Source organism: Azohydromonas lata, assembly GCF_034427735.1.
In the GTDB taxonomy this organism is placed as follows: Bacteria; Pseudomonadota; Gammaproteobacteria; order Burkholderiales; family Burkholderiaceae_C; genus Azohydromonas; species Azohydromonas lata.
In genome coordinates, this window is sequence record NZ_JAXOJX010000016.1 from 28,486 (window position 1) to 53,768 (window position 25,283).

Genomic DNA, 25,283 nt, shown 5'->3' on the forward strand with positions numbered 1-25,283 from the left:
GGGTACGGGCTGGACCGGCCCGCTCAACATGGGTGAGATATCGGAGCCGCTACGGAGAACTTTAATGGGGCTTGGTAACCGGCGCTCATATAGGGGGCAGGGCGCCGCGCAGCCTTGAGCACGCGCAGGCGCCGGCGGGAAAACGGACGTGCGCGTCATGGCGCCACCTCCGCCTGGCGCGGCGCCACGGGCAGCGCGCTGATGACGCGGCCGCTGTCGGTGCGCAGCCGCACGGCCTGGCCTTCCAAGCCGGGACCCAGCGCCTGGGCCTCGCCGCTGACGCTGTAGCCGTCGCCCGTGGCGACCACGCGCACCGTGTCGCCGGCGGCGAACCACTGGCGCGCGCGCAGGTGGGCGCGCTGCAGCGTTTCGCCCGCGGGCAGTGACTGCGCCAGCGCGCGGCCCAGCGCCTGCTCGGCCGCGGTCACCGCGGGGCTGGCGCCGGCGGCGACGTCCACTTCCTCGCGCGCCAGGTGCGCGGCTTCCAGTACCGTGCCCACAGGCAGGGCCTGCGCCATCACCAGCGCCGGGGCGAAGACCTTGACCGTGACGGGCAAATACACGTTCCAGGGCGCACCGGCCATGCAGCGCAGGCCGATGCGTGCGCGCCCCCACATGCGCTGGCCCGCAGGCACGTAGGGTTGCACCTGCGCGCAGGGCGCCAGGCGCAGCCTGGGGTCCAGCGTGCCCAGCTCCAGCTGCACGCGGGCGCCGGGCAGCTCGGCCGAGGCGGCCTGTGCCGCCTGCTGCGCCAGCTCACGCACGCGCGCCAGCACCGCGGGCTCCAGCCCCGCGCCGGCGGCAGCAGGCGCTGCCGCTTGCGCGCAGGCCGCAGCCGCGGCGCACAGGCCGAGCAGAGGCAGGAGTAGGGGGCGCAGTGCTTTCACGGCGGCCACTTTAGAGCCCGCCCGCGCGGGCCATGCGCCGGAATTGCGCCCGGTTCCTGCCGCTTATTCCAGCGGCCAGCGCGCGACGGCGTGCCCACAATGCGACGCATCAGAAAAGCCGTGCCGTCATGCTCAAACGCCTCACCGACACCCTGAGCTTCCAGACCGAGGCTTTGCTGCTGCGTTCGGAACGCCAGCGCGTGCTGGCCAGCAACATCGCCAACGCCGACACGCCGCACTACCAGGCGCGCGACATGGATTTCGCGCAGGCGCTGCGCGAGGCCACGGGCGGCCAGGCCACGCTCAGGGCCGAGATGATGCCGCCGTCCACGGCCGCCGGCGCCTCGGCCGCGCCGGCGCTGACCATTCGTTCCGGCGCGCCGCAGCCGCTGGCCAGCGCCGCGGGCCACCTGGCCTCGCCGGTGGAGGGCTCCGTGGCCGAGATAGGCACGCAAAGCCGACACGGCGAGCTGGCCTACGCCAGCCCGGCCATGACCTCGCTGGACGGCAACACCGTGGACATGGACCGCGAGCGCGCCGCCTTCGCCGACAACAGCGTCAAGTACGAGGCGACGCTGCGCTTCATCAATACCGGCGTGCGCACCATGCTCGACGCCATCAAGGGCCAGTGAGCGGCCGGCGCCGCCCGCACCGCCGCCGTTTCGCCCACCGATTCCAGAACCACCGCCGCATGAGCCTGCTCAACATCTTCAACGTCGCCGGCAGCGCCGTGAGCGCGCAAAGCCAGCGCCTGAACACCGTGGCCTCCAACCTGGCCAATGCCGACACCGTGGCCGGCCCCGACGGCCAGGCCTACAAGGCGCGCCAGGTGGTGTTCCAGACCGAGCTCATGGGCGCACAGCAAGGCGGCGTGGGCGAGAGCGCCGGCGTGCGCGTGAGCAACGTGGTGGAGGACAACTCGCCGGGGCGCCGCGTGTTCGACCCTAAACATCCGGCCGCCGATGCCGATGGGTATGTCACCTTCAGCAACGTCAACCCGGTGGAGGAGATGGTCAACATGATCTCGGCCTCGCGTTCCTACCAGAACAACGTCGAGATCATGAACACCGCCAAGAGCCTGCTGCAGAAGACGCTGCAACTGGGCCAGGGCTGACGTTGACTGCGCCGGCCCGCTCCTCCTGACTTCCTCCCCGCATGACCACCACCGCCACCACCTCCGCCAACAGCGCCAATCCCTTTGCGGCGCTTTCCAACAGCAGCACGAGCAGCACGAGCAGCTCCGGCAGCAGCGACAAGAACAAGCAGGTGGCCACCGAGGACCGCTTCCTCACGCTGCTGGTGGCGCAGATGAAGAACCAGGACCCGCTCAACCCCATGGACAACGCGCAGGTCACGAGCCAGCTGGCGCAGATCAATACCGTCAGCGGCCTGGACAAGCTCAACACCACCGTGGCCGGGCTGGGCTCGCAGTTCATGCAGATGCAGGCGGTGCAGGCCGCCAGCCTGGTCAACCGCAACGTGGTGATCGAGGGCAACCGGCTCACCGAGGGCAGCGCCTCCAACAAGCTGGCCGGCTCGCTGGACCTCGCCAACTCGGCCGACCGGGTGCAGGTGCAGATCTTGGACGGTGCCGGCGCCGTGATCGATACCGTGCAGCTGAACGCGCAAAAGGCCGGGCGCGTCAATTTCGAGTGGACGCAGCCCAGCGGCGTGGCCGCGGGCCAGACCTTCAAGGTCACCGCGAGCGCCGGCTCCAACGCCGTCACCGCCACGCCTTTGACCACCGACACCGTCACCGCCGTCAGCACCAGCGGACAGTCGCTGCAACTGCGGCTGAGCCATAGCGGGCTCGTGAACTACAGCGCCGTCAAGGCCTTCAACTGAAGAACAAGGACTCGCCATGAGCTTCCAGCAAGGCCTCTCCGGCCTCAACGCCTCCAGCAAGAACCTCGAAGTCATCGGCAACAACATTGCCAACGCCAACACCTATGGCGCCAAGACCGCGCGCGCGGAGTTCTCGCACATGTACGCGGCGGCTTCGGGCGGCGTGAGCGGGGACATCGGCATCGGCGTGAGCCTGGACGAGGTGTCGCAGCAGTTCACCGGCGGCAACATCACCTCCACCGACAAGCCCACCGACCTGGCCATCAGCGGCAGCGGCTTCTTCCAGGTGAGCGACGGCGTCAACCCGACGATGTACACCCGCAACGGCCAGTTCAAGGTGGACCGCAGCGGCACCATCGTCAACAACGACGGCATGAAGCTGCTGGGCTACCCGGCTGACCCCAACGGCAACATCCAGCCCGGCACGCCGCAGGCGCTGCAGTTGCCCACCTCCGGCATACAGCCCAAGGCCACCGGCAGCATTTCGCTGGAGCTCAACCTGGACTCGCGCTCGGCCGTCACGGCTTCGGACACCAAGCCGTTCAACGCCACCGACCCCACCACCTACAACAACGCCACCTCCCAGACCGTCTACGACGCCAAGGGCCAGCCGGTGGCGATGACCTACTACTTCCAGAAGGCCGCCGTCGACACCTGGAACGTCTTCGTCAGCGCCAACGGCAACATGCTCAACGGCGGCGCCGCGCTGACCAACCAGCTCAAGTTCGCCAGCAACGGCAGCACCGTGCAGGACCCGCAGCCCGAGCTGCCCGCCCTGGAGTCCGGCGGCAACGGCATCGTGTCCACCACGACGGCGGCCACCGGCACGCTGCCGGGCATGACGACGCTGGACATTCCCATCTCCGGCTTCGATTTCACCGCGGTGCGCCAGTACGGCACCTCCTTCTCGGTGACCAAGATCAACCAGGACGGCTTTCCCCCGGGCAACCTCACGGGCCTGAACATCCAGGACAACGGCACGGTGATGGCCCAGTACAGCAACGGCCAGAGCCTGGCCGCGGGCCAGGTGGAGCTGGCCAACTTCCGCAACCCGCAGGGCCTCAAGCCGGTGGCGGGCAACATGTGGGCGATTTCGCTGGAAGCCGGCGAGCCCGTGCGCGGCGCCCCGGGCAGCGGCTCGCTGGGCAAGCTGCAGGCGGGTGCTCTGGAGGAGTCCAACGTGGACCTGGCCGGCGAGCTGGTGAACATGATCACGGCGCAGCGCTCCTACCAGGCCAACGCGCAGACCATCAAGACGCAGGACCAGGTGCTGCAGACCCTGGTCAACCTGCGCTGATAGTTCCCGCCGCCCACTGACCGAAGCACCGAAGGAGCATTGCCTTGGACCGCATGATTTACCTCTCCATGACGGGAGCCAAGGCGACCATGCAGCGCCAGGACGTGATCTCCAACAACCTGGCCAACGTCTCCACCGCGGGCTTTCGCGCCGAGATGGCGGCCTTTCGCGCCGTGCCGGTGCGCGGCGACGGCGCCAGCACCCGCGTGCCCTCGCTGGAGACCACCACCGGCTACGACGCCACGCCCGGCCCCATGCAGAACACCGGGCGCAACCTGGACGTGGCCATGGTGGGCGACGCCTGGCTGGCCGTGCAGGGCCTGGACGGCACCGAGGCCTACACCCGCGCGGGCTCGCTGGACCTGGACGCGCAGGGCCAGGTCGTCACCCGCAACGGGCTGCCCGTGTTGGGCGAGGGCGGTCCCATCAGCGTGCCCGCGGGCACGGGCGGCACCCTGAGCATCGGCAGCGACGGCACGGTGAGCATCACCAACCCTGACGGGCGCACCACCACCGCCGGGCGGCTCAAGATGGTCACGCCGCAGGCCGCGCTCACCCGCGGCACGGACGGGCTGTTTCGCGCCGCCAATGGCGACCTGCCCGCCGACCCCGCGGCGCGGCTGCGCGACGGCACGCTCGAAGGCAGCAACGTCTCGCCGGTGGAAACCATGGTGGCCATGATTGCCGCGGCGCGCCAGTTCGAGCAGCAGATGAAGCTCATGCAGACGGCCGAGCGCCAGTCGCAGACGGCAGCCAAGCTGCTGGGCGGCTGACCCCCGCCGCCGAAATCCGCGCGCGGCGTGCCCCGCGCCGCCTCCCTTCGTGACCTCAGCGCGCCCGGTCCGGCTCAAGCCGCGCCGGGCGCTGCCGATATGGACATCAAACACCGCTTTTTTCGTGCCCTGGGCGGGGCCGGGGGCGGGAGAAGATCGCCCGCAGCATCCAGGAGAAGCTTTCCATGATCCGTTCGCTGTGGATCGCCAAGTCCGGTATGGAAGCCCAGCAGACCAAGCTGGACACCATCACCAACAACTTGGCCAACGTCTCGACCAATGGCTACAAGCGCAGCCATGCCGTGTTCGAGGATCTGATGTACCAGAACCTGCGCCAGAGCGGCTCGGCCACCTCGGAGCAGACGCAGTTGCCCGAAGGCCTGCAGCTGGGCCTGGGCGTGCGCACCGTGGCCACCTCGCGCAACTTCGAGCCGGGCAGCCTGCAGAGCACCGGCAACGACCTGGACGTGGCCATCCAGGGCCAGGGCTTCTTCCAGGTCCAGCTGCCCGACGGCACCACGGCCTACACGCGCGACGGCGCCTTCCGGCTGGACTCCAATGGCCAGGTCGTCACGCACGAGGGCTACACGGTGCAGCCGGGCCTGACCGTGCCCAACAACGCCACCAAGGTGTCGGTGTCGTCCACCGGCATCGTCACCGTGACCGTGCCCAACCAGCTCGCGCCGCAGCAGATCGGCCAGCTCCAGCTCACGCAGTTCATCAACCCGGCCGGCCTGGAGCCGCGCGGGCAGAACCTGTACACCGAAACCGCGGCCTCCGGCACCCCGACCACGGGCACGCCCAACAGCAACGGCCTGGGCCCGCTGGCGCAGGGCTTCGTCGAGACCTCCAACGTCTCGGTGGTGGAGGAGCTGGTGAGCATGATCCAGACGCAGCGCGCCTACGAGCTCAACTCCAAGGCTGTCTCCACCTCGGACCAGATGCTGCAAAAGCTCAGCCAGCTTTGAGGCTGAAAGCGCTGCGCAACATCCAAGGTTCCGTCGTGAAGTACCCCCGTCTCCCGTCCCGAAGCGCCGCCGCGGCGGCCGCCACCGTTCTGCTGGCGCTGTCCGGCTGCGCCGGCCTGGACGACTACCGCGCCCCGCGCGTGGACATGCCCAGCACCGCCCCCGTGCAGCCCCAGGCCATGCCGGCGGTGCCGGTGGTGGCCAACGGCTCCATCTTCCAGGGCGCGACCTACCGCCCGCTGTTCGAGGACCACCGCGCGCGGCTGGTGGGCGACACGCTCACGGTGCAGATCGTGGAAGCCGTGAGCGCCAGCCAGAAGTCCACCAGCTCCGTGGACAAGAGCGGCAAGGTGGACGCCAGCGTCAGCGCGCTGCCCATACTGGGCAGCGGTTCCATCGTCGGCAAGCTCGGCGCCGGCGCGGACGCGAGCAACACCTTCGCCGGCAAGGGCGCCACCGAAAGCAGCAACGACTTCTCCGGGACCATCACCGCCATGGTCACGGGCGTGCTGCCCAACGGGCACCTGCTCATCACCGGCGAGAAGCAGATCGGCGTGAACGCCAACGTGGACGTGCTGCGCTTTGCCGGCCAGGTCGATCCGCGCGCCATTCAGCCCGGCAACGTCGTGCCCAGCTCGCGCATCGCCAACGTGCGCGTGGAGCACCGCAGCCGCGGCCAGCAGGCCGACGCGCAGCTCATGGGGCTGCTGGGCCGCGTGTTCCTGAGCGTGCTGCCGTTCTGAGGATGCGGGCCATGACACCGTCACTTCGCTCCTTCCGCGGCCGGGCCGCCCTGGCCGTGCTGGCGCTGGGCGCCGCGCTGCTCGTGCCGCTGCACAGCGCGCACGCCGTGCGCATCAAGGAAATCGCCGCCGTGCAGGGCGTGCGCAACAACCAGCTCGTGGGCTACGGCCTGGTGGTGGGCCTGGACGGCACGGGCGACCAGACCACGCAGACGCCCTTCACCACGCAAAGCCTCAACGCCATGCTGCAGCAGATGGGCGTGACGGTGCCGCCGGGCACCACCATGCAGCTGCGCAACGTGGCCGCGGTGATGGTGACGGCGGTGCTGCCGCCCTTTGCCGTGCCGGGGCAGGCCATAGACGTCAACGTCTCCTCCATGGGCAACGCCAAGAGCCTGCGCGGGGGCACGCTGGTGGCCACACCGCTCAAGGGCGCCGACGGGCAGATCTACGCGCTGGCCCAGGGCAACCTGGTGGTGGGCGGCGCTGGCGCCTCGGCCGGCGGCTCCAAGGTGCAGATCAACCACCTGAGCGCCGGGCGCATTCCCGAGGGCGCGACGGTGGAGCGCGAGGTGGCCACGCCGCTGCAGCAAGGCGAGGTGCTGAGCCTGGGCCTGAGCGCCGCGGACTTCGACACCGCGCGCCAAGTGGCGCACACCATCAACCGCGCCAAGGGCGAGGGCACGGCGCAGGCGCTGGACGGCCGCGTGGTGCGCGTGCGCATGCCCGCCCAGGGCAACACCGACGCGCGCGTGGCCTTCCTGGCCGACATCGAGAACCTGCAGGTCGAGCTGGCCCGCCCGGCGGCCAAGGTGGTGCTCAACGCCCGCACCGGCTCGGTGGTGATGAACGAGGCGGTGACGCTGGGCGCCTGCGCCGTGGCGCACGGCAGCCTGTCGGTGACCATCAACACCACGCCCATGGTCAGCCAGCCCGCGCCGCTGTCGCAGGGCCAGACGGTGGTGACGCAGAAGTCCGACATCACGATTTCGCAGCAGGGCGGCGCCCTGGTGCAACTGCCCGCGGGCACCAAGCTCGCCGACGTGGTCAAGGCGCTCAACCTGTTGGGCGCCACGCCGCAGGACCTGCTGGCCATCCTGCAGGCCATGAAGACCGCGGGCGCGCTCAATGCCGAGCTGGAGGTGATCTGATGTGCGCCTTCCCGACCAAGGGCCTGTCCTCCGCCCCGCAGGGGCTGGCCGCCGACACGCGAACGCTGGACTCGCTGCGCAACGTCGCCAAGAACGACCCGCGCGGCGCCGCCAAGGAGGTGGCCAAGCAGTTCGAGTCGCTGTTCATGCAGGAGATGCTCAAGAGCATGCGCCAGGCCACGCAAAGCAGCGGGCTGTTGGACAACGAGGGCTCGCAGTTGGGAACGGAGCTGCTGGACAAGCAGCTGTCCACGCAGTTGAGCGGCCAGCCCGGCGGGCTGCACGGCGCCATCCTGCGCCAGCTCGAACGGGGCATGGGCCTGGACAAGGCGGGCACCCATGGGGCGCAGGCCGTCCAGGGGTCCGGCGCTGCCGGCCAGGCCGCGGCGTCGCGCGCCCTGGCCGCGCCGCTGCCCGGCCAGGCGGCCAATGCGCCGGCGCGCGCCGACGGCGCGTCCGCCACGGCCGCGGCCGCTCCCCGCGGCAAGGCGCATGAATTCATTGCCGCGCACCAGGGCGCCGCGCGCGTGGCCGAGGTGGCCACGGGCATACCGGCCACCTTCATGCTCGCGCAGGCCGCGCACGAGACCGGCTGGGGCAAGCGCGACATCCGCAAGGCCGACGGCAGCCCCTCGCACAACCTCTTCGGCATCAAGGCCGGCAGCGACTGGAAGGGCCCCGTGGCCGAGGTGCGCACCACCGAGTACGTCGGCGGGCAGCCGCGCCAGGTGGTGGCGCGCTTTCGCGCCTACGCCAGCGCCGAGGAGTCCTTCGCCGACTACGCCCGCCTCATGAAGAACAGCCCGCGCTACGCCCAAGTGGTGGCCAGCGGCAGCAATGCCCAAGGCTTTGCGCAGGGGCTGCAGCGCGCGGGCTACGCCACCGATCCCGCCTACGCCGACAAGCTCGGCCGCGTCATCGACACCACGCTGCGGCTGCAGCGGGCGATGACCTGAGGCGCGGCCCGCTTTCAAAGAACACGAACCCCGGAGCTTTCCTATGGCCTTTTCCCTGTTGTCCGTGGGCGCCCGTGCGATGAGCGCGAACTACGCCGCGCTGCAGACCACCGGCAACAACATCGCCAATGCCAACGTTGCCGGGTACTCGCGCCAGGAGGTGGAGTTCAGCACCGCCAACGGTCAGTACACGCCCAGCGGCTTCATTGGGCAAGGCGTGGACGTGACCACCATCTCGCGTGCGCACGACGCCTTTCTCACCCGCGAGGTGAGCGCCGCCCAGTCGCAGGCCGCCGCGGACAGCACGCGGCTGGACCTGCTGTCGCAGATGGAAAACGCCTTTCCCACCGGCGACTCCGGCGTGGGGGCTGCGGCCAGCTCGCTGCTGGGCGCCTTCACCGACCTGAGCACCAGCCCGGGCGACGCCTCGGCGCGCCAGGTGGTGCTTTCGCGCGCGGACCAGCTCGCGCAGCGATTTGCCAATGCCGGCGAGCAGCTCAACGCGCTGCAGGACGGCGTGGTGAAGGACCTGCGCACCGCCATCAACGGCGCCAACGGCATCACCAGCGGCATCGCGCAGCTCAACGCGCAGATCGTGCGCCAGCAGGCCCAGGGCCAGCCGCCCAACGACCTGCTGGACAAGCGCGACCAGCTGGTGCAGCAGCTCAGCGGCTACCTGCAGGTGAGCACCGTGGCGGCGCCGGACGGCTCGATAGGCGTGTTCGCCGCCGGCGGCCAGAGCCTGGTGCTGGGCGACCAGGTGCAAAAGCTCGAAGTCACGGCCGACCGCATGGACGGCAGCCGTGCCGCGCTGGGCGTGCGCCAGGGCAACGGCATGCTGGTCACGCTGGACAGCACCGCCCTCTCCGGTGGCGGCTCCATGGGCGCCATGCTGCGCTTCCAGAACCAGGACCTGGTGGCCGCGCGCAACTCGCTGGGCCAGATGGCCACCGCGGTGTCGGCGCGCATGAACCAGCAGCAGGCCCTGGGCCTGGACCTGCGCAGCCCCGCCGGCAGCGGCCAGCCGCTGTTCACCGACTTCATGAGCCAGTCGCAAGCCGGCGCGCTGCGCGGGCTGGCGGACGTGGGCAACGCGCGCGACGGCAGCGGCAACGCGCTGGGCAGCGTGGAAATACACATCGACGACGCCTCGCTGCTGGAGGCGGCCGAGTACACGCTCGAAGGCGCCGCCGGGGGCGGCTACGTCATGACGCGCACCAGCGACGGCCAGCGCTTTTCCACCGCCGACGGCCAGAGCTTCACCCGCGAGGGTGCCGCGGCGGGCTCGGACGCGAGCTTCCACCCCGGCTTCACGCTGAACATCGAAGGCGTGAGCGCGGGCGACCGCTTCCTGCTGCAGCCCGTGGGCGGTGCCGCAGCCAACATGCGCCGCGTGCTGGACGACCCGCGTGGCCTGGCCGCCGCGGCGCCGCTGACGGCCTCGCCCCAGCGCACCAACACCGGCACCGCCACCGTGAGCGCGCTCACCATGACGGGCAGCGGCTTTGACGCCTCGCACTCGGTGCAGGGCAGCCTGAGCTTCACCGACGACGGCGGCGCCTACGAGTACAAGTGGGACGAGCTGGATGCCTCCGGCGCCGTGGTGGGCAGCAACACGCTCACCGGCACCTGGCAAGCCGGCCAGCCCATCGCGCTGGAAGGGTTCAGCCTCACGCTGGCCGGCCGCCCGGCCAAGGGCGACAGCATCGCCGTGGCCACCACCACCAACCCCGCCACCAACAACGGCAACGCCCGCGCGCTGGCCGGGCTGGGCACGGAGTCCTTCATAGGCCGCAACTGGTCCGCCGCCGGCAGCACCGGCGGCGACACCATCACCAACGCCTACGCCGGTGCGCTGGCCAACGTGGGCTCGCGCGTGCAGGTGGCGCGCACGGCCAGCGAGATCTCCGATGGCGTGGCCACCAATGCGCTGGCGCAGCGCGACGCCAAGACCGGCGTGGACACCGACGAGGAGGGGGCCAAGCTGATCCAGTACCAAAAGAGCTACCAGGCCGCGGCCAAGGTGCTGCAGGTCGCGCAGACGGTGTTCGACGCGCTGCTGCAGGCCACCTCGCGCTGAGGCCCGCCCGGCACCGACCGCCGCCGCACCGTACCCGCCATGAACCAAGACGTCCGCGCCCGCGCCGCCCAGGCCCGCCGCCGCACGCACAGGAGCCGCCGATGAGGATCACCAACACCGCCACCTTCGCGCGCAGCGTCGCTGCGCTGCAGGACCGCCACAGCGAGCTGGCGGACCTGCAGGATCACCTCAACGCGCAAAAGCGCGTGCTGCGCGCCAGCGACGACCCCGTGGCCGCCGCGCGTGCCGAGCGCGCGCAGGCCCAGATCGCGCGCAGCGACGCCCAGCAGCGCGCCGTGGACGCCAGCCGCAACGCCATGTCGCAGACCGAGTCCACCTTGAGCGACGCCATCGACCTGATGCAGGACGCCCGCGAGACCCTGGTGCAGGCCGGCAACGGCGCCTTGGGCGACAGCGAGCGCGCCAACATCGGCAACAAGCTGCAGGGCCTGCGCGACCAGTTGCTGGCGCTGGCCAACCGCGAGGACGGCGCGGGCAACTACTTCTTCGGCGGCCAGGGCTCCAGCGCGCCGCCCTTCGTCAACGGGCCCGCGGGCGTGGCGTTCCGCGGCACGGCCGGCACCCAGACCGGCGCAGACGGCGGCGAGGGCCTGGCGCTGACCGTGGACGGGCAGGGCGCCTGGCTGCAGGCCCCGGACGGCAACGGCCTGTTCAAGGCCAGCAACACCAACAGCACCACGGCCTGGAGCGACGGCGGGCATGTCACCAACCCGGCCGCCTTCTTTGCCGCCACCTCGCCGCCGGCGGTGGCCGACCCTTCGGCGCTGCGCTACGAGGTGAAGTTCAGCGGCACGGCCGGCGACATGAGCTACACCGTGCTCAAGAACGGTGAGGCCATGGATGCGCCCAAGCCCTGGACGGGCACCAGCACGTCCGGCGGCCGCGCCGTGGAGTTCGACGGCATGAGCTTCGCCATCGGCGGTGCGCCGGCCGACGGCAACGTCTTCGAGGTGCGGCTGTCGCAGCCCAAGCAAAGCGTGTTCGACACGCTGGACCGCGCCATCGCCGCGCTCAAGACGCCCAACCGCGGCAGCGCCCAGGTGCAGCAGACGGTGCAGGAGGGCATGGCGGGGCTGGACGGCTCGCTCACGGCGCTGGGCTCGCTGCGCAGCCGCGCGGGCGAGTCGCTCAACCACGCCGACGCGGCCGAGGAGCGCAACGCCTCGCTCAAGCTGCAGGGCCAGGAGGCCAGGAGCCAGGCCGTGGACCTCGACCCCTACCAGGCGCTGTCGGAATTCCAGCTCAAGAACACCGGCTACGAGGCGGCGCTCAAGACCTACTCGATGGTGCAGCGGCTCTCCATCTTCAACTACATCGGCGGCTGATGCCGCGGGCGCGGGCCCGCACTGCGCGGCGGGGCTGGACAAGCGGCCATTGCCGCGGTGCTGCCGGGGCAACGCCCTTGCCAGCAGGGGGCGGCGGCGGGGCAGAATGCAGGCAATACGCCAGTCCTTTGCCCTCATGACCGACATCGACCCCTCGCAAGCCCTGCTGGCCGCCCTGAGCCCTCCGCTGGACGCGGAGGCGCTGCAGCGGCTCAGCGAGCTCGATCCCGGCGGCCGCCATGGCCTGCTGCCCAAGGTGCTGCGCACCTTCGACAGCTCCACGCGGCGGCTGCTGGAGCAGTTGGCGGCCGCGCGCGGCGCGGCCGACCTCGAAGGCCAGCGCATGGTGGCTCACACGCTGAAGTCCTCCTCCATGAGCGTGGGCGCGCTGCGGCTGTCGCAGTTGTGCGCCGACGCCGAGCAGTGCGTGCGCGAGCAGCGCACGCAGGGGCTGCCGGCGCTGCTGGACGAGTTGGAAACGGAGGGCCGGCAGTTGCTGTGCACGCTGCAGCCGCTGCTGGGCACCGGTGGCTGAGCGCATGAGCCTGCCGCTGCCCATGGATGCCGACGAGGGCCTGGAGCAGCCCAAGGTGCTGCTGGTGGACGACGACCAGGTGCAGCTCATGCTCACCGGCGCGGCGCTGCGACAGCGCGGCTTCGAGGTGACGGAGGCCGACGGCGGCGCGGCGGCGCTGCGCATGCTGCAGCAGGCGCCCTTCGACATCGTGGTGCTGGACGCGCTCATGCCCGACCTCGACGGCTTCGAGACCTGCCACCGCCTGCGCGCCACGACGGGCTTCGAGCACATGCCCGTGCTCATGCTCACGGGCCTGAACGACGACGCCTCCATCAGCCGCGCCTACCAGGCCGGCGCCACGGACTTCTACGTCAAGAGCTCGCAGTGGAGCCTGCTGGCCGGGCGGCTGCAGTACCTGCTGCGCAGCGCCCGCACGCGGCGCGAGCTCGAGCGCAGCCAGGCGCGGCTGGCGCGGGCGCAGGACATCGCCCGCATGGGCAGCTTCGACTGGCGCCACCCGCAGGACGGGCACCCGGGCACGCTGCTGCTTTCGCCCGAGGGCTTGCGCGTCTTCGGCTACGCCGCGGGCGACCGCCCGGGCCTGTACCACCTGCTGCGCCTGGCCGAGCGCGCCGGGCTGCTGCGCCTGTTGCGCGAAGCGCTGGCGCACGGCGCGGTGCTGGCCACCGACGTGCCCGTGACCCTGCCTGACGGCCGCCACCGCGTGCTGCACATCGAGGCCGAGCCGGAGTTCAACGAGCACGGCGTGCAGACGGGCTACACCGGCATCGTCCAGGACGTGACGGACCGCCGCGTGGCCGAGGACAAGATCCGCCACCTTGCCAACTTCGATGCCCTCACCGGGCTGCCCAACCGCCGCCAGCTCCTGTGGCGCGCCGACAAGGCCATAGAGCACGGCCGCCGCCTGGGCCACGCCGCGGCGCTGCTGCTCATCGACCTGGACCGTTTCAAGGTCATCAACGACACGCTGGGCCACAGCGCCGGCGACGAGCTGCTGGTGGAGGTGGGCCGCCGCCTGAAGGCCTGCGTGCGCCACTGCGACACGGTGCAGGAGGGCACGCTGGAGGCCGTGGGCTCGCGCTCGCACCGCTCGCTGGAGGCGGTTGGACGCCTCGGGGGCGACGAGTTCATCGCGCTGCTGCCGGAGGTCATGGACGAGACCGACGCGCAGCGCGTGGCCGACCGCATACTGGAGGTGATGCGCGAGCCCATTTTCGTGGGCGGGCAGGAGTGCTTCGTCACCGCCAGCGTGGGCATCGCGCTGTACCCGCGCGACGGCGCCTCGGTGGCCGACCTCATGCGCAACTCCGACGTGGCCATGTACGCCGTCAAGGCGCAGGGCCGCAACGCGGCGTCGAGCTACAGCCCCATGCTGGCCGGCCGCGGGCGCGAGAAGCTGGAGCTGGAAAGCGCGCTGCACAAGGCCATAGAGCGCGACGAGCTGGTGATGTACTACCAGCCCAAGGTGGACGTGCGCGGCCAGGGCATGGTGGGCGTGGAGGCGCTCATGCGCTGGCAGCGCGGGCGCACGCTGGTGTCGCCGGCGGAGTTCATCCCGCTGGCGGAGGAGACGGGGCTGATCGTGCCCATGTCCGAATGGGCGCTGCACGAGGCCGCGCGCCAGGCCAAGCGCTGGGAGGTGAGCTTCGGCTTCAGCGACTCCATCGCCGTGAACCTGCCCAACCGCCTCTTCGAGCGCTCGGACCTGGTGCAGCACATCGAGCGCGCGGTGAGCGAGTACGGCGTCAAGACCGACGCCATCCAGCTGGAGATCACCGAGACCGGGCTGATGAAGGATTTGCAGGAGGTCATTCCGTCGCTGCACCGGCTCAATGAAATCGGGGTGCAGATCGCCATCGACGATTTCGGCACCGGCTACTCGTCGCTGGCCTACCTGACCACGCTGCCCATCTCGGAGCTGAAGATCGACCGCAGCTTCGTGCGCGACCTGGGCGTGACGCCGCAGAGCTCGGCGGTGGTGACGGCCATCATCGCCCTGGCGCGCACGCTCAAGCTGCGCGTGGTGGCCGAGGGCGTGGAGACGCTGCGCCAGATGGAGGTGCTCAACCGCCTGGGCTGCACCATCATGCAGGGCTACCTGTTCAGCCGGCCCTGCCTGGCCAGCGAGCTGGAGCGCTGGCTCACGCAGACCGTGCTGCCGCGCAAGGCGGCGTGGATGGATGCGGCTGACGGCGAGGAGGTGGCCGACCCCGCACTGCTGCCGCGGGCCGCGGCGGGCTGAGGGCGCCGGTCACGGTTTGGAGGAAGCGGCAGCTGCAAGGCTGCCGTTCTTATTTCGGCTGCGATATTCGATGGGCAGGGAAATTAATTTCCTGGATTTCCACCTTATTGCCTGTGCCAAGTCGTCGATCATTTCGGCCAAAGCCAAAGATATTCAACAAGCATGCCGACGCGTTGAAGGGGTTCGCCGAAATGAAAAAACGCCCGTGGGGGCGTTTTTTTCAGTTTGGCGGAAGCGGTGGGATTCGAACCCACGGAGGGGATCAACCCTCGCCGGTTTTCAAGACCGGTGCCTTAAACCGCTCGGCCACGCTTCCTGATGTCGCTGTTGCCGTTCGGACCCCGTTGCAGAGCCGCGCGGCGAAGCGTGCATTGTCGCATCTTTAGCAGGCGGTACAGGCGCGAATGCAGCAACTGGGCACGTGCCTCGCGCCAGCGCTCAGAAGCGCACGGTCACCGAAGCGGCAGCGGTGCGGCCGGGCTCCGGATAGAGGTTGCTGGTGGTGCCGCTGTCGCAAGCGTAGGCCAGTGTGTAGTAGCGGTGGTTGCCAAGGTTGCTCATCACGAGCGCGAATTCGGCATCACGCCACTGGTAAGCGTAGCGGGCCTGCGTCGTGGCGTAGCCCGGGATGGTGCACTGGTTGGCGAAATCCGCGTGCTGCGACGACACCAGTTGCACGCCGAAACCTACGCGGTGCTGAGGCATCGGCGTCCAGTCCAGGTTGACCGCCAGCGAGGATTTGGGCACCAGTGCCACCTCTTTGCCTTCGTACTGCCCGGCGGTGAACTTGGCCCGCCGCCAAGCTGCGTTGGCACGCAGGTCCAGCGTGGAGGAGAGAGCTTGGCGCGCCTCCACTTCCAGGCCCTGGCGGCGCGTGCGGTCGAAGTTGACGTTGGTGTAGGTGAGCTGATCAAAGCCGATTTCGTCGCGCAAGGCACTGCGGTAGATGCGGGCTTCGACCCGGCCCTTCGCATGCGTCCAGCGCGTGCCCAACTCAACGTCACGAGAAATCTGCGGACGCAGCGTCGAGGCGCCCGGCGTCGAATAGCCGTACTCGTCAGCATTGGCCAGCCGGAAACTGCGGCCCACGCGCCCAAAAGCGGCAACGCCCTGGCCCAGCGACTGGGTCAGGCCCAAGTCCCAGGCCGGCAAGCGATCATCAATGGTCGTGACGCCGAAGCCGCTGTCAAAGCGCTTGTCGAATTTTTCGCTGCGAACGCCGGCGCTCAGACGCGTGCCTTCGCTCAGATCCACATCGTCTTTGGCGTAGAAGCCAATCGATTGCTGGGTCGCGCGGGTGCCGTACTGGCCGAGCACAGTGCGTTCCCAGTGGCTGCGGTCTATGCCTACCGTTACGGCGTGGCGAGTCGAACCCAGCGCCCATTCGCCGCGGGCACGCAAGGATTGAGTGTTGGCCTCGATGTCGTAGTCGTAGGGACTTGCGATGCCGCGGAACGTGGTCAGGCTTCGCACCTCTTTTTGACGCCAGCCCGCGTCCAGACCTACGGACCAGTCTCCCACTATGGTCTGAGCGAACACGCTGCGCCGCTGGTTATGAATGTTCCCCCAGTCATTGGGCTTCGCGGTCTGGCGCGGGTTGTCCGCGTACTGTTGTGCGGTCAATTCGCCGGGCAGGCGAGCATCCAGCTTGTCATCGGCGATGCGCGCGCCCAGTCGCAGGTCGCCGCTGCGCCATTGCCCGCCCAACGAGCCTGCTTCCAATTCGGAGCGGGCGTTGTCGCGATAGTTGTCTGCGTTGCGGCGCTGAGCCGAGGCGTCCAGGGCGAAGTCACCCATCGCCGCGGTCACGCTGCCACGCAGCTCGCGCAGGCCATAACTGCCGGCCGTGGCACGAACTTGGCCGCCATTGCGTTGTGCACCCGTGCCGGCGCGCGTGGAGATGACGATGGCACCGGCCGTGGCCCCTTCGCCGTACAGCACGGAGGCATTGCCGCGAATCACTTCAATGCGCTCGATAGCCTCAACGGGTATCTGTGCCAGTTGTGGGCCAATGAGGTCGCCTTCGTTGACCCGTAAGCCATCCACGATGACTGCCTGGTTGCTAAAGGCGGTTTCGCCAAAGCCTCGCAGATCTATGCTGGTGTTGCCGCCGCCCGTGAGATCCAGCCGGCCCGGCAGGCCCAGCAACTGCACCAGCGCTTCGTTGACGGTGAAAGCGCCGGACTTCTGCAATTCCTCGGCCGTGATGACGCTCACGCCGAAAGGCAGGCGGTCGGCGTTCTCGGGAAAGCGCGTGGCCGTCACCACGACAGGCTGCACCGGCATGTCCGCCAGCGCGACGAGGCTGGGTTCCTGCACCGCGGCCTCGGCGGCACGGGCGATGGGGGTGAGGGCGAGCAGGGCCAGGCCGCACAGCGCGGCAGGCCGTTGGAAGGGGAAGTTCATCACAAGGCTCCGGCAGCCAGCGTCCCCGCAGGCTGCAGTGGCAACAAGCCGCTGCGGTTGAGCGCCTTGCAACAAACAAGGCGCAGACCGAGGCGGCGGCGATGCATCGAGGCCGGTATCCGGGCTCGCAGGCTGCGCGCGGGAAGGTGTGGCTTCCTCCGCACGCGTCATGCATCGCCTTCCCACGGGCGTCATTGCCCGCAGTGGCCCAGTGATGAACAACATGCCTGCTTACCGGTGCGGGGGCAGCGCAGGCCTTCCCGGCGTCAGCGGGTGTGTGAACCCCCGCTTCGCCGCGGCACCTGCTTCCCGTTCAACCCCCGGCCGAAACCGCGGGCACCTGAAGCGGCGCGCATCATACCGGGCCGGGCGCCTGCGCTTGCTGACAGTCGACCTGCGTCACCTCGCGCCGCCCGCCGTCCACGCGCACGGCGGTGAGCCGTCCGCCCCAGACGCAGCCCGTGTCCAGCGCCAGCAGTTCCGGCCGATTGATCAGGCCCAGCGTGCTCCAGTGGCCGAAGGCGATGGGCTCGCCCTCGCTGCGCCGCCCGGGTACCTCGAACCACGGCATCAGCCCCGGCGGGGCGGCCAGCGCGCCGTCCTTGGTCTTGAAGTCCAGCGTGCCGTCGGCGGCGCAAAAGCGCATGCGCGTGAGCACGTTGATGACGAAGCGCCAGCGCTGGGCGCCTTGCAGCGCGTCGCTCCAGCGTGCGGGCTCGTTGCCGTACATCACGGCCAGGAAGTCGGCTAGACCCGGGCCGCGCAGCAGGGTTTCGACTTCGCCGGCCAGGGCCAGGGTGTCGTCGCCGCTCCACTGCGGCGGCAAGCCCGCGTGCACGCACAGCCAGCCTTCGCGGCGCAGGGCCAGGGGGCGCTGGCGTATCCAGTCGATCCAGGCCTCGCGCTCGTCGGACTCCAGGATGTCGCGCAGGGTGTCGCTGCGGTGCTGCGGGCGCACGCCGTGGGCCACAGCCAGCAGGTGCAGGTCGTGGTTGCCCAGCAGCGCGTCGGCGGCGTTGCCCAGATCGCGCAAGCGCCGCAGCGTGCCCAGCGAGGCAGGGCCGCGGTTGACCAGGTCGCCCAACACCGTGAGGCGGTCGCGGGAAGGGGAGAAGCCCAGCTCGGCCAGCAGCCGCTCGAAAGCGTCACAGCAGCCCTGGAGGTCGCCGATGAAATAGTGCATTTAGGGGATTCTGCTACGCTTGCCCGCCTCTTCTACCCGGCGCGGCCGCCGCCGCGGCGCCCCGCGCCTTCCCGATGGACTTTGCGTTACTGGTATTCCTGATCCTGCTCAACGGGCTGTTCGCCATGTCGGAAATGGCGCTCACGGCCAGCCGCAAGACGCGGCTGCTGGTGATGCTCGAAGCGGGAGAGCCCGGCGCCCAAGCCGCGCTGGACTTGCACGACAACCCCACCAAGTTCCTCTCCACGGTGCAGATCGGCATCACGTCGATAGGCGTGCTCAACGGCATCGTGGGCGAGAACGCCTTCTCCCAGCCGCTGTCGCACTGGCTCACGCAGACGCTGCACGTGCCGGAAGACGCCGCGGCCGTGACCGCCACGGCGCTGGTGGTGATCATCATCACCATCCTGACCATCATCTTTGGCGAGCTGGTGCCCAAGCGCGTCGGCCAGATGTTCCCGGAGCAGGTGGCGCGGCTGGTGGCGCTGCCCATGGAAGGCCTGAGCACCGTCGCGCGGCCCTTCGTGGTGCTGCTGTCGGTGTGCACGGAAGCGGTGCTGCGCCTGCTGGGCATTCGCAACGCGGTGAGCCGCAGCGTGACGGAAGAGGAGATCGCCGCGCAGCTCGAAGAGGGCGTGGACGCCGGCGTGATCGAGGCGCAGGAGCACCAGATGGTGCGCAACGTGTTCCGGCTGGACGAGCGCCAGATCGGCTCCATGATGATTCCGCGCGCCGACATCCAGTGGCTGGACGCCGGCGCCACGGTTGAGGAGGTGCAGGTGTCGCTGGCCGAGGCCGCCCACTCGCGCTACCCCGTGTGCCGCAGCGACCTCAACGATGTGGTGGGTGTGGTCGCCGCCCAGGCGCTGCTGCGCCAGGTGCTGCGCGGCGAGCCGCTGAACATCGCCGACCACCTCATGCCGCCGGTGTTCGTCCCGGAAACGCTGTCCGGCATGGAGCTGCTGGAGCACTTCCGCGCCACGGGCGCGGAAATGGTGTTCGTGGTGGACGAGTACGGCGAAGTCCAGGGCGTGATCACCATCCGCGACCTGCTGGAGGCCATCACGGGCGAGTTCAGCGGCGGCGACGGCGAGCACGAGCAGCCCTGGGCCGTGCCGCGCGAGGACGGCAGCTGGCTGCTCGATGGCCTCATCCCCGTGCCCGAGCTCAAGGACAGGCTGGACCTGAAGGAGCTGCCGGAGGAGGAGCGCGGCCGCTACAACACCCTGGCCGGCATGGTGCTGCTGCTGCTGGGCCGGCTGCCGCGCACGGCCGACGCCGTGGAATGGGCCGACTGGCGCTTCGAGGTCGTGGACCTGGACGGCAAGCGCATCGACAAGGTGCTGGCCACGCCCATGGCCGAGCCTGCCAAGGCGCAGTGAGGCGCCTGCTTCCCACGACGCCTGAACCCTTTGCTCGCGCCCGCCGGCCCGACCCGCTCCCGGCCGCCGTGGCGCCAACGGTTTTTTCCCGCTTCACAGACTTGCCATGATCAATCCCGCCCTGCACCGCGACCCCGTCGCCCTGGACCGCAACCACCACCGCGCGCTGCGTTTGAAACTGCCCGTGGACCTGGCCAGCGCCGCGGGCAAGCTCAACGCCTGTTTCCTGCACGGGGCGGAGTTTGCGCAGGCGTGCATGGAGTACCCCATCGTGTTCGTCCGCGCCGGCACCGACGAGGCCGGCCAGCCGCAAATCGCCCCCATGGCGGTGCTGGGCCTCACGCGCGACGAGAACCTGTACCTGCAGCCTGACGGCGCCTGGTCCGCGCAGTACCTGCCGGCGCAGTTGCGCGTCTACCCCTTCGCGCTGGCGCAGGTGGACGCGCAGCAGGCCGCGCTCTGCATAGACCGTGCCTACGCCGGCTTGTCGGAGGCGCAAGGCGACTTGCTGTTCGAAGCCGACGGCAGCCCCTCGGCGCTGGTGCAGCGCATGCAGCAGCAATTGCCGGAGCTGGAGGCCGAGGCGCAGCGCACGCGCCGCGGCTGCGCGCGGCTGATGGGCCTGGGGCTGCTGCAGGAGATGCGGCTGGACATCAGCCAGGGCGAGGGCGGTCCGACGCTGCGGGTGGACGGCTTCATGGCCGTGGCCGAGGAAAAGCTGCTCAAGCTGGACGACGCGACGCTGGCCGAGCTGGTGCGCAGCGGGCTGATGCGCCTGATCCACGCCCATCAACTCTCCATGGTGCACCTGCGCCGCCTGGCCGAGCGCCGGGCCATCCGCGCGGCGGCGCACTAAGACACCTCGCCGCAGAACGTAGGAGGCCCGCTTGCGGGCCGAACCGCCGGCGCGCCGTGGTGTTGCGCGCTGCAATTCGGCCCGCAAGCGGGCCTCCTACAGGCTCCCGCAGGAGCCGTCGCCCTCGCGGCGTTACGCCTGCTCGCGGTGATGCGCCAGCAGCCGCTCCAGCAGCTTGTCGAACTGCTTGCGCTCGTTGGGCGAGAAGACGCCAAAGACCTGCTCGTTGTGGCGCTCGATCAGCGCCATCACCTTGCGCCAGGCTGCGCGCCCGGACGGGGTGAGCGACAGCACCACGCCGCGCGCGTCGGCGGCGTTGGCCTGCTTGCGCACCAGGCCCTGGTCGGAGAGCGACTGCGCCGCGCGGCTGGCCTGCGCCTTGTTCAGCCGCGCCCGCGCGGCCAGCTCCACCACCGACAGCGGCTCGAAAGCGCCAATGGCGGCAAGGCAGCGCGCGTCGCCCGGGGCCACGCCGCTGGCGCGCAGGCCGCTGCCGCTGCCGAAGGCGTCGCTGAGCTTGTAGAGCTCGTGCAACCGGTGACTGAGCAACGCATCCAGTGCCGGCGGAGGCGTGCGGGTGGCGGGCTTGGAACGTGTTGTCATGGTCGGCTCGCAATTCAGTACCAAAGGAAGGCCAGTGTAGCGAGGCAACGGTCGTGTTGCGCACGCAACCGCCCATTCCTTCAAGGCATTCTGGGCGGCAGGGCCGGCTCGCCAGGGCGTTCCGGGACATCCCACCCGCCCGCAGAGCGGCCAGCGTGGCCGTGGCGCACACAACCATGGCAAACCGCGCTCCCGCACCGACCCCCTGCCCAAGGTTCGTGACTTTTCCCCAGGAGCCCGGTGCCGCAGGCAACCACCGCGGCGGCAGGCTGCCTGCGCAACGGGGCGGCAATCGGGGGCCGCTGTAGGGCGGCTGTCGGGCGACCACAAGGCGGCCTCCGGGCGGCTGCGGACCGCCATGGGGGGAGGCATGCCCATGCATTGGGACCTCCACGCCGGGCGCGCCGCCGTCCACAGCGGCCGCGCCAGCAGTTTTCCGGTGCATGCTTGCGTGTGTGATCAAGCGCCTTCGCAGCGCAACCAACTTCCGCCGGCGCAGCCCTGCGCCGGGGTTTCACATGCACACCGCCATGCCGATTCCCCTCTTTCATGACGCAACGGCGGCCCATGCCGCCGCCCGGTTTCCCCGGGCGACTCCCGGGCCATGCGCAGGCCCATGCCGGGGCCGCGCCATGTGGCCTGGCCGCAACGCGTCAGCCCGCCGTGCGCAGGAGCGCGCGTGATGGACAGCGTCGATACCGTCGTCATAGGCGCCGGCGTGGTGGGCCTGGCCGTGGCGCGCGAGCTGGCGCAGCGCGGGCGCGAGGTGCTCATCCTGGAAGGCGCCACTGCCATCGGCACGGGCACCAGCTCGCGCAACAGCGAGGTCCTGCACGCCGGGCTGTACTACCCCAGCGGTTCGCTCAAGGCACTGCTGTGCGTGCGCGGCCGCGAGCGGCTGTACGCCTACTGCGCCGAACACGGCATTGGGCACCGGCGCTGCGGCAAGCTCATCGCCGCCACGGACGACGCGCAGCTCGGCGCGCTGCGCGCCCTTCAAGCGCAAGCCCTGGCCAACGGCGTCGACGACGTGCAGTGGCTCAGCGCCGCCCAGGCCCGCGCGCTGGAGCCGCAAGTGCATGCCCTGGCGGCGCTGCTGTCGCCCTCCACCGGCATCGTGGACAGCCACGCGCTCATGCTCAGCCTCCTGGGCGACGCCGAGGCCGCGGGCGCCATGCTGGCGCTGGCCAGCCCCGTGCTCTCGGCACGCGTGGGCGAGGGCGGCATCGAATTGCAGGTGGGGGGCGAGCAGCCCATGACGCTGCTGGCGCGGCGCGTGGTCAACGCCGCCGGGCACGGCGCGCCGGCGCTGGCCGCGCGCATCGACGGCTTGGCGCCGCAGCACGTGCCGCGCGCCTGGGCCTGCAAGGGCCATTACTTCTCGCTGCGCGGGCGCAGCCCCTTTTCGCGGCTGGTCTACCCCATGCACAACTCGGCCGGGCTGGGCGTGCACCTCACGCTGGACTTGGGCGGCCAGGCCCGCTTCGGCCCGGACACCGAGTGGCTGGATAACGCCGACCCCGCCACTTTCGACTACCGGGTCGATGAATCGCGCATCCCCGCATTCGAAACCGCCATACGCCACTACTGGCCCGCGCTGCCGGACGGTGCGCTCACACCGGCCTATACCGGCATACGGCCCAAGATCAGCGGGCCGGGCCAGCCCGCAGCCGATTTCCGCATCGATGCGGCGGCGCAGCATGGGGTGCCGGGGCTGGTCAATCTCTTTGGCATCGAGTCCCCCGGCTTGACCGCCTGCCTGGCCTTGGCCGAGCACGCCGCCGAGCAGCTCGAAAAGCTGTGAGTGCGCGCGCAACTAAAAAAGTTGTTGCGCCGCAGCATACTTATGCAAGCTTCGGGTAAGGGTTGATCCGCTGTAACAGGGGAAGGGTGGCCCCTAGGATGGCTTTCCCTGACAACGCCGAAGCGGAGCAAGGCATGTTGCAACACCGGTGCTCGACCCCTGGTTGTTTCGAACTGTCGTTCAGCGGCTTGTGTCAACGCTGCAGCGAAGGCGAAACCCCTCTGCGCCGTGGCCCGGTGACGGCGCGCGACCTGTACTTCTCCAAGGTCTACGGCGGCCGCGATGCCGAAGTCACCCGCTACCGGCTGGACCATCAACTGCCCGCCGGCCTCTCGGGCAGCCACAGTGCGGTGTCACGTTTTTGAACGCCTGAGCGACTTCAGAACACCGGCCTGACGTCACGCACTGCACCCTAAAAAGCCGTCTGAGGCACCACACAATCTCCCACGCAACCGCAGCTTCTTTCTCCACACGCCAGCCCCGCTTCCAGCGGGGCTGGTTTTTTTATGGGCCGCCGGATGACCGTGCCGGGCCTCATCCTTTGCCCACCGGTACCGGGACGAACAGGCTCGCTTCCCCGCGGCGCACCAGCAGCGCCACGGAGCCGCCGGCCGGGGCCTGGGCCAGGCGCTGGAATTCCTCCAGGCTGGCAAAGCGCTGGCCGTTGACGGCCACGATCACATCGCCCTGCTGCAGCCCCGCGCGGGCCACGCCGGCCTGCAGCTCCTCCACCACCAGCCCGTAAGGCACACCCAGCGCGCGCCGCGCCGCCGCGGGCAGCTCGCTCACCGCGATGCCCAACTGCGTCGCCGCGGGCTTGGGCGCCGATCCCCGGGCCGGCTGCGCCGCCTGCGCCACCTGCGGATTCGGCGCCTGCGCCACCGTGGCCTTCACCGTGGCGGCGGCGCCGTTGCGCCAGACCTCCAGCGGCACTTCCGTGCCCGGCTTGGTCCCGGCCACCAGGCGCGGCAGCGTGGTGGCGTCGGCCACGGCCTGGCCGCCGAAGTTGAGGATCACGTCCCCCGGCACCAGCCCGGCGCGCGCCGCGGGGCTGTCCGGCTCCACGGCGGTGACGAGGGCGCCGCGCGCGCTGTCGAGCTTGAAGGACTGCGCCAGCGGCTCGCTCACCTCCTGGATGCCAATGCCCAGCCGCCCGCGCGTGACGCGGCCGCTGGCCTTGAGCTGCTGCGCGATCTCCATGGCCATGTCGATGGGAATCGCGAAGGAGATGCCCATGTAGCCGCCGGAGCGGCTGTAGATCTGCGAGTTGATGCCCACCACCTCGCCGCGCATGTTCAGCAGCGGCCCGCCGGAATTGCCCGGGTTCACCGCCACGTCGGTCTGGATGAAGGGCACGTAGGTCTCGTCCGGCAGCGATCGCTGCGTGGCGCTGACGATGCCGGCGGTGATGGTGTTGGCAAAGCCGAAGGGCGAGCCGATGGCCGCCACCCACTCGCCCGGCTGCAGTTGGGCCGAATGGCCGATGGGGGCCACGGGCAGGTTGGGCGTTTCCACCTTGAGCAGCGCCACGTCGGTGAGCGCGTCGCTGCCCACCACGCGGGCCTTGTACTCGCGCTTGGAGTCGGCCAGGCGCACGGTGACCTCTTCGGCGTCGGCCACCACGTGGGCGTTGGTGAGGATGTGGCCCTCGCCGTCGATGACGAAGCCGGAGCCTATGCCTTGCGCCTGCTGGGGTGGCTGCTGGCCCGGCGGCGGCATGAAGCGCCTGAAAAACTCCGACAGCGGATCGCCCGGCGGCAGCGCCATCCCGGGCTGCGGCCGGGCCGTCTGCACCGTGGTGACGTTGACCACCGCGGGCCCAACCCGCTTGACCAGCGCCGTGAAGTCGTTGGAGCCTGCCGGCAGCGGCGCGATGGCCGAGGCCGATGCGCCGGGCGGCACCGCCGCGGGCGCCGAGGCGGAAGCAGCCACCGGGGCCTCGGTGTTGGAGCGCGGGCCGCAGCCGGCCAGGGCGGCGGCGATCAGCAGCGAGACAGGGGCAATGCGCGGCTTCATGACGGCCTCGTTCAGTCGGTGATGCGCCCGGGGATGGCAAGGGGTGTGCCCTGGCGCCGGGGCTGCGCCGCGCGGGAGCCCTGCCGGGAACGGGCCGTCCCTGCGTCCTGGGGGAGCCGTGCCGGGTGGCCTGTGCGCGCGACGGCGGGAGGATGGCGGGCGAGCCTTGTCCCGGCGGGTGTGCGGGTTGCCCGTGGGATAGGGCCG

Annotated in this window: 22 protein-coding genes, 1 tRNA gene and 1 riboswitch; of the genes, 17 read left to right on the forward strand and 6 right to left on the reverse strand. The window is 70.2% G+C overall.

Annotated elements, in window-relative coordinates; genetic code table 11:
• Positions 1-155: 155 nt before the first annotated feature.
• Positions 156-887: a flagellar basal body P-ring formation chaperone FlgA gene (gene flgA / locus SM757_RS11820; RefSeq protein ID WP_157118757.1), complete on the reverse strand. Its 732-nt coding sequence runs from the start codon at positions 885-887 to the stop codon at positions 156-158.
• A 128-nt stretch (positions 888-1,015) separates the two neighbouring features.
• On the opposite strand from flgA, the gene SM757_RS11825 reads away from it, so the two are divergent.
• The 13 genes from SM757_RS11825 (at position 1,016) to SM757_RS11885 (ending at position 14,826) form a co-directional block, all read left to right on the forward strand.
• Positions 1,016-1,519, forward strand: a complete 504-nt coding sequence (locus tag SM757_RS11825; RefSeq protein ID WP_066332573.1) for a flagellar basal body rod protein FlgB — start codon at positions 1,016-1,018, stop codon at positions 1,517-1,519.
• 59 nt (positions 1,520-1,578) lie between these two features.
• Complete coding sequence (flgC, locus tag SM757_RS11830; RefSeq protein ID WP_066332750.1) at positions 1,579-2,001, forward strand: flagellar basal body rod protein FlgC; 423 nt, start codon at positions 1,579-1,581, stop codon at positions 1,999-2,001.
• Between the two features lie 41 nt (positions 2,002-2,042).
• Positions 2,043-2,732: a flagellar hook assembly protein FlgD gene (locus SM757_RS11835; protein WP_066332575.1), complete on the forward strand. Its 690-nt coding sequence runs from the start codon at positions 2,043-2,045 to the stop codon at positions 2,730-2,732.
• 16 nt (positions 2,733-2,748) lie between these two features.
• Positions 2,749-4,029 (forward strand): flagellar hook protein FlgE, encoded by a 1,281-nt coding sequence (gene flgE / locus SM757_RS11840; RefSeq protein ID WP_066332582.1) that lies wholly within the window; start codon positions 2,749-2,751, stop codon positions 4,027-4,029.
• Positions 4,030-4,073: 44 nt separating this feature from the next.
• Positions 4,074-4,802 carry a flagellar basal-body rod protein FlgF gene (gene flgF / locus SM757_RS11845; protein WP_066332586.1) on the forward strand — a complete coding sequence of 243 codons (729 nt, stop codon included), beginning with the start codon at positions 4,074-4,076 and terminating at the stop codon, positions 4,800-4,802.
• Between the two features lie 185 nt (positions 4,803-4,987).
• Positions 4,988-5,770, forward strand: a complete 783-nt coding sequence (flgG, locus tag SM757_RS11850) for a flagellar basal-body rod protein FlgG (protein ID WP_066332590.1) — start codon at positions 4,988-4,990, stop codon at positions 5,768-5,770.
• A gap of 35 nt (positions 5,771-5,805) precedes the next feature.
• A complete protein-coding gene (locus tag SM757_RS11855) occupies positions 5,806-6,513 on the forward strand; it encodes a flagellar basal body L-ring protein FlgH (protein WP_066332753.1) in 708 nt (235 codons plus the stop codon).
• Positions 6,514-6,515: 2 nt separating this feature from the next.
• Entirely contained in the window at positions 6,516-7,664 is a 1,149-nt protein-coding gene (locus SM757_RS11860; protein ID WP_066332599.1) for a flagellar basal body P-ring protein FlgI, read from the forward strand.
• Positions 7,664-8,620: a flagellar assembly peptidoglycan hydrolase FlgJ gene (flgJ, locus tag SM757_RS11865; RefSeq protein WP_322465610.1), complete on the forward strand. Its 957-nt coding sequence runs from the start codon at positions 7,664-7,666 to the stop codon at positions 8,618-8,620. The genes SM757_RS11860 and flgJ overlap by 1 nt, the downstream gene beginning before the upstream one ends.
• Before the next feature lie 43 nt (positions 8,621-8,663).
• Positions 8,664-10,700 carry a flagellar hook-associated protein FlgK gene (flgK, locus tag SM757_RS11870; protein WP_322465611.1) on the forward strand — a complete coding sequence of 679 codons (2,037 nt, stop codon included), beginning with the start codon at positions 8,664-8,666 and terminating at the stop codon, positions 10,698-10,700.
• 101 nt (positions 10,701-10,801) lie between these two features.
• A complete protein-coding gene (gene flgL, locus SM757_RS11875) occupies positions 10,802-12,046 on the forward strand; it encodes a flagellar hook-associated protein FlgL (RefSeq protein WP_066332603.1) in 1,245 nt (414 codons plus the stop codon).
• Between the two features lie 106 nt (positions 12,047-12,152).
• Positions 12,153-12,581 carry an Hpt domain-containing protein gene (locus SM757_RS11880; RefSeq protein ID WP_322465612.1) on the forward strand — a complete coding sequence of 143 codons (429 nt, stop codon included), beginning with the start codon at positions 12,153-12,155 and terminating at the stop codon, positions 12,579-12,581.
• Between the two features lie 4 nt (positions 12,582-12,585).
• Positions 12,586-14,826, forward strand: a complete 2,241-nt coding sequence (locus SM757_RS11885; RefSeq protein WP_322465613.1) for a putative bifunctional diguanylate cyclase/phosphodiesterase — start codon at positions 12,586-12,588, stop codon at positions 14,824-14,826.
• A gap of 226 nt (positions 14,827-15,052) precedes the next feature.
• Here SM757_RS11885 and SM757_RS11890 read toward each other — a convergent pair.
• From SM757_RS11890 to SM757_RS11900, 3 genes are all read right to left on the reverse strand, one after another.
• Positions 15,053-15,142: transfer RNA gene (locus SM757_RS11890), tRNA-Ser, on the reverse strand.
• Positions 15,143-15,264: 122 nt separating this feature from the next.
• Positions 15,265-17,232 carry a TonB-dependent receptor gene (locus SM757_RS11895; protein WP_322465614.1) on the reverse strand — a complete coding sequence of 656 codons (1,968 nt, stop codon included), beginning with the start codon at positions 17,230-17,232 and terminating at the stop codon, positions 15,265-15,267.
• Positions 17,233-17,324: 92 nt separating this feature from the next.
• A riboswitch (cobalamin riboswitch) is annotated at positions 17,325-17,591 on the reverse strand.
• On the reverse strand, positions 17,588-18,415 hold the full coding sequence (locus SM757_RS11900) for a symmetrical bis(5'-nucleosyl)-tetraphosphatase (protein WP_322465615.1): 828 nt from the start codon (positions 18,413-18,415) through the stop codon (positions 17,588-17,590). Its footprint overlaps the riboswitch before it by 4 nt.
• A 74-nt stretch (positions 18,416-18,489) precedes the next feature.
• On the opposite strand from SM757_RS11900, the gene SM757_RS11905 reads away from it, so the two are divergent.
• On the forward strand, positions 18,490-19,797 hold the full coding sequence (locus SM757_RS11905) for a hemolysin family protein (RefSeq protein ID WP_066332626.1): 1,308 nt from the start codon (positions 18,490-18,492) through the stop codon (positions 19,795-19,797).
• Positions 19,798-19,903: 106 nt separating this feature from the next.
• Positions 19,904-20,653: a SapC family protein gene (locus SM757_RS11910; protein ID WP_066332629.1), complete on the forward strand. Its 750-nt coding sequence runs from the start codon at positions 19,904-19,906 to the stop codon at positions 20,651-20,653.
• A gap of 132 nt (positions 20,654-20,785) precedes the next feature.
• On the opposite strand, the gene SM757_RS11915 is transcribed toward SM757_RS11910, so the two are convergent.
• Positions 20,786-21,256 (reverse strand): MarR family winged helix-turn-helix transcriptional regulator, encoded by a 471-nt coding sequence (locus SM757_RS11915; RefSeq protein WP_066332632.1) that lies wholly within the window; start codon positions 21,254-21,256, stop codon positions 20,786-20,788.
• A gap of 682 nt (positions 21,257-21,938) precedes the next feature.
• Between SM757_RS11915 and SM757_RS11920 the strand changes: the two genes are divergently transcribed.
• Positions 21,939-23,060 carry an NAD(P)/FAD-dependent oxidoreductase gene (locus tag SM757_RS11920; protein ID WP_322465616.1) on the forward strand — a complete coding sequence of 374 codons (1,122 nt, stop codon included), beginning with the start codon at positions 21,939-21,941 and terminating at the stop codon, positions 23,058-23,060.
• Positions 23,061-23,158: 98 nt separating this feature from the next.
• Positions 23,159-23,425 (forward strand): hypothetical protein, encoded by a 267-nt coding sequence (locus tag SM757_RS11925; protein WP_157118758.1) that lies wholly within the window; start codon positions 23,159-23,161, stop codon positions 23,423-23,425.
• A gap of 169 nt (positions 23,426-23,594) precedes the next feature.
• Here the strand turns inward: SM757_RS11925 and SM757_RS11930 are convergent, their stop codons facing one another.
• Positions 23,595-25,076: a Do family serine endopeptidase gene (locus SM757_RS11930; protein WP_322465617.1), complete on the reverse strand. Its 1,482-nt coding sequence runs from the start codon at positions 25,074-25,076 to the stop codon at positions 23,595-23,597.
• Positions 25,077-25,283 lie beyond the last annotated feature (207 nt).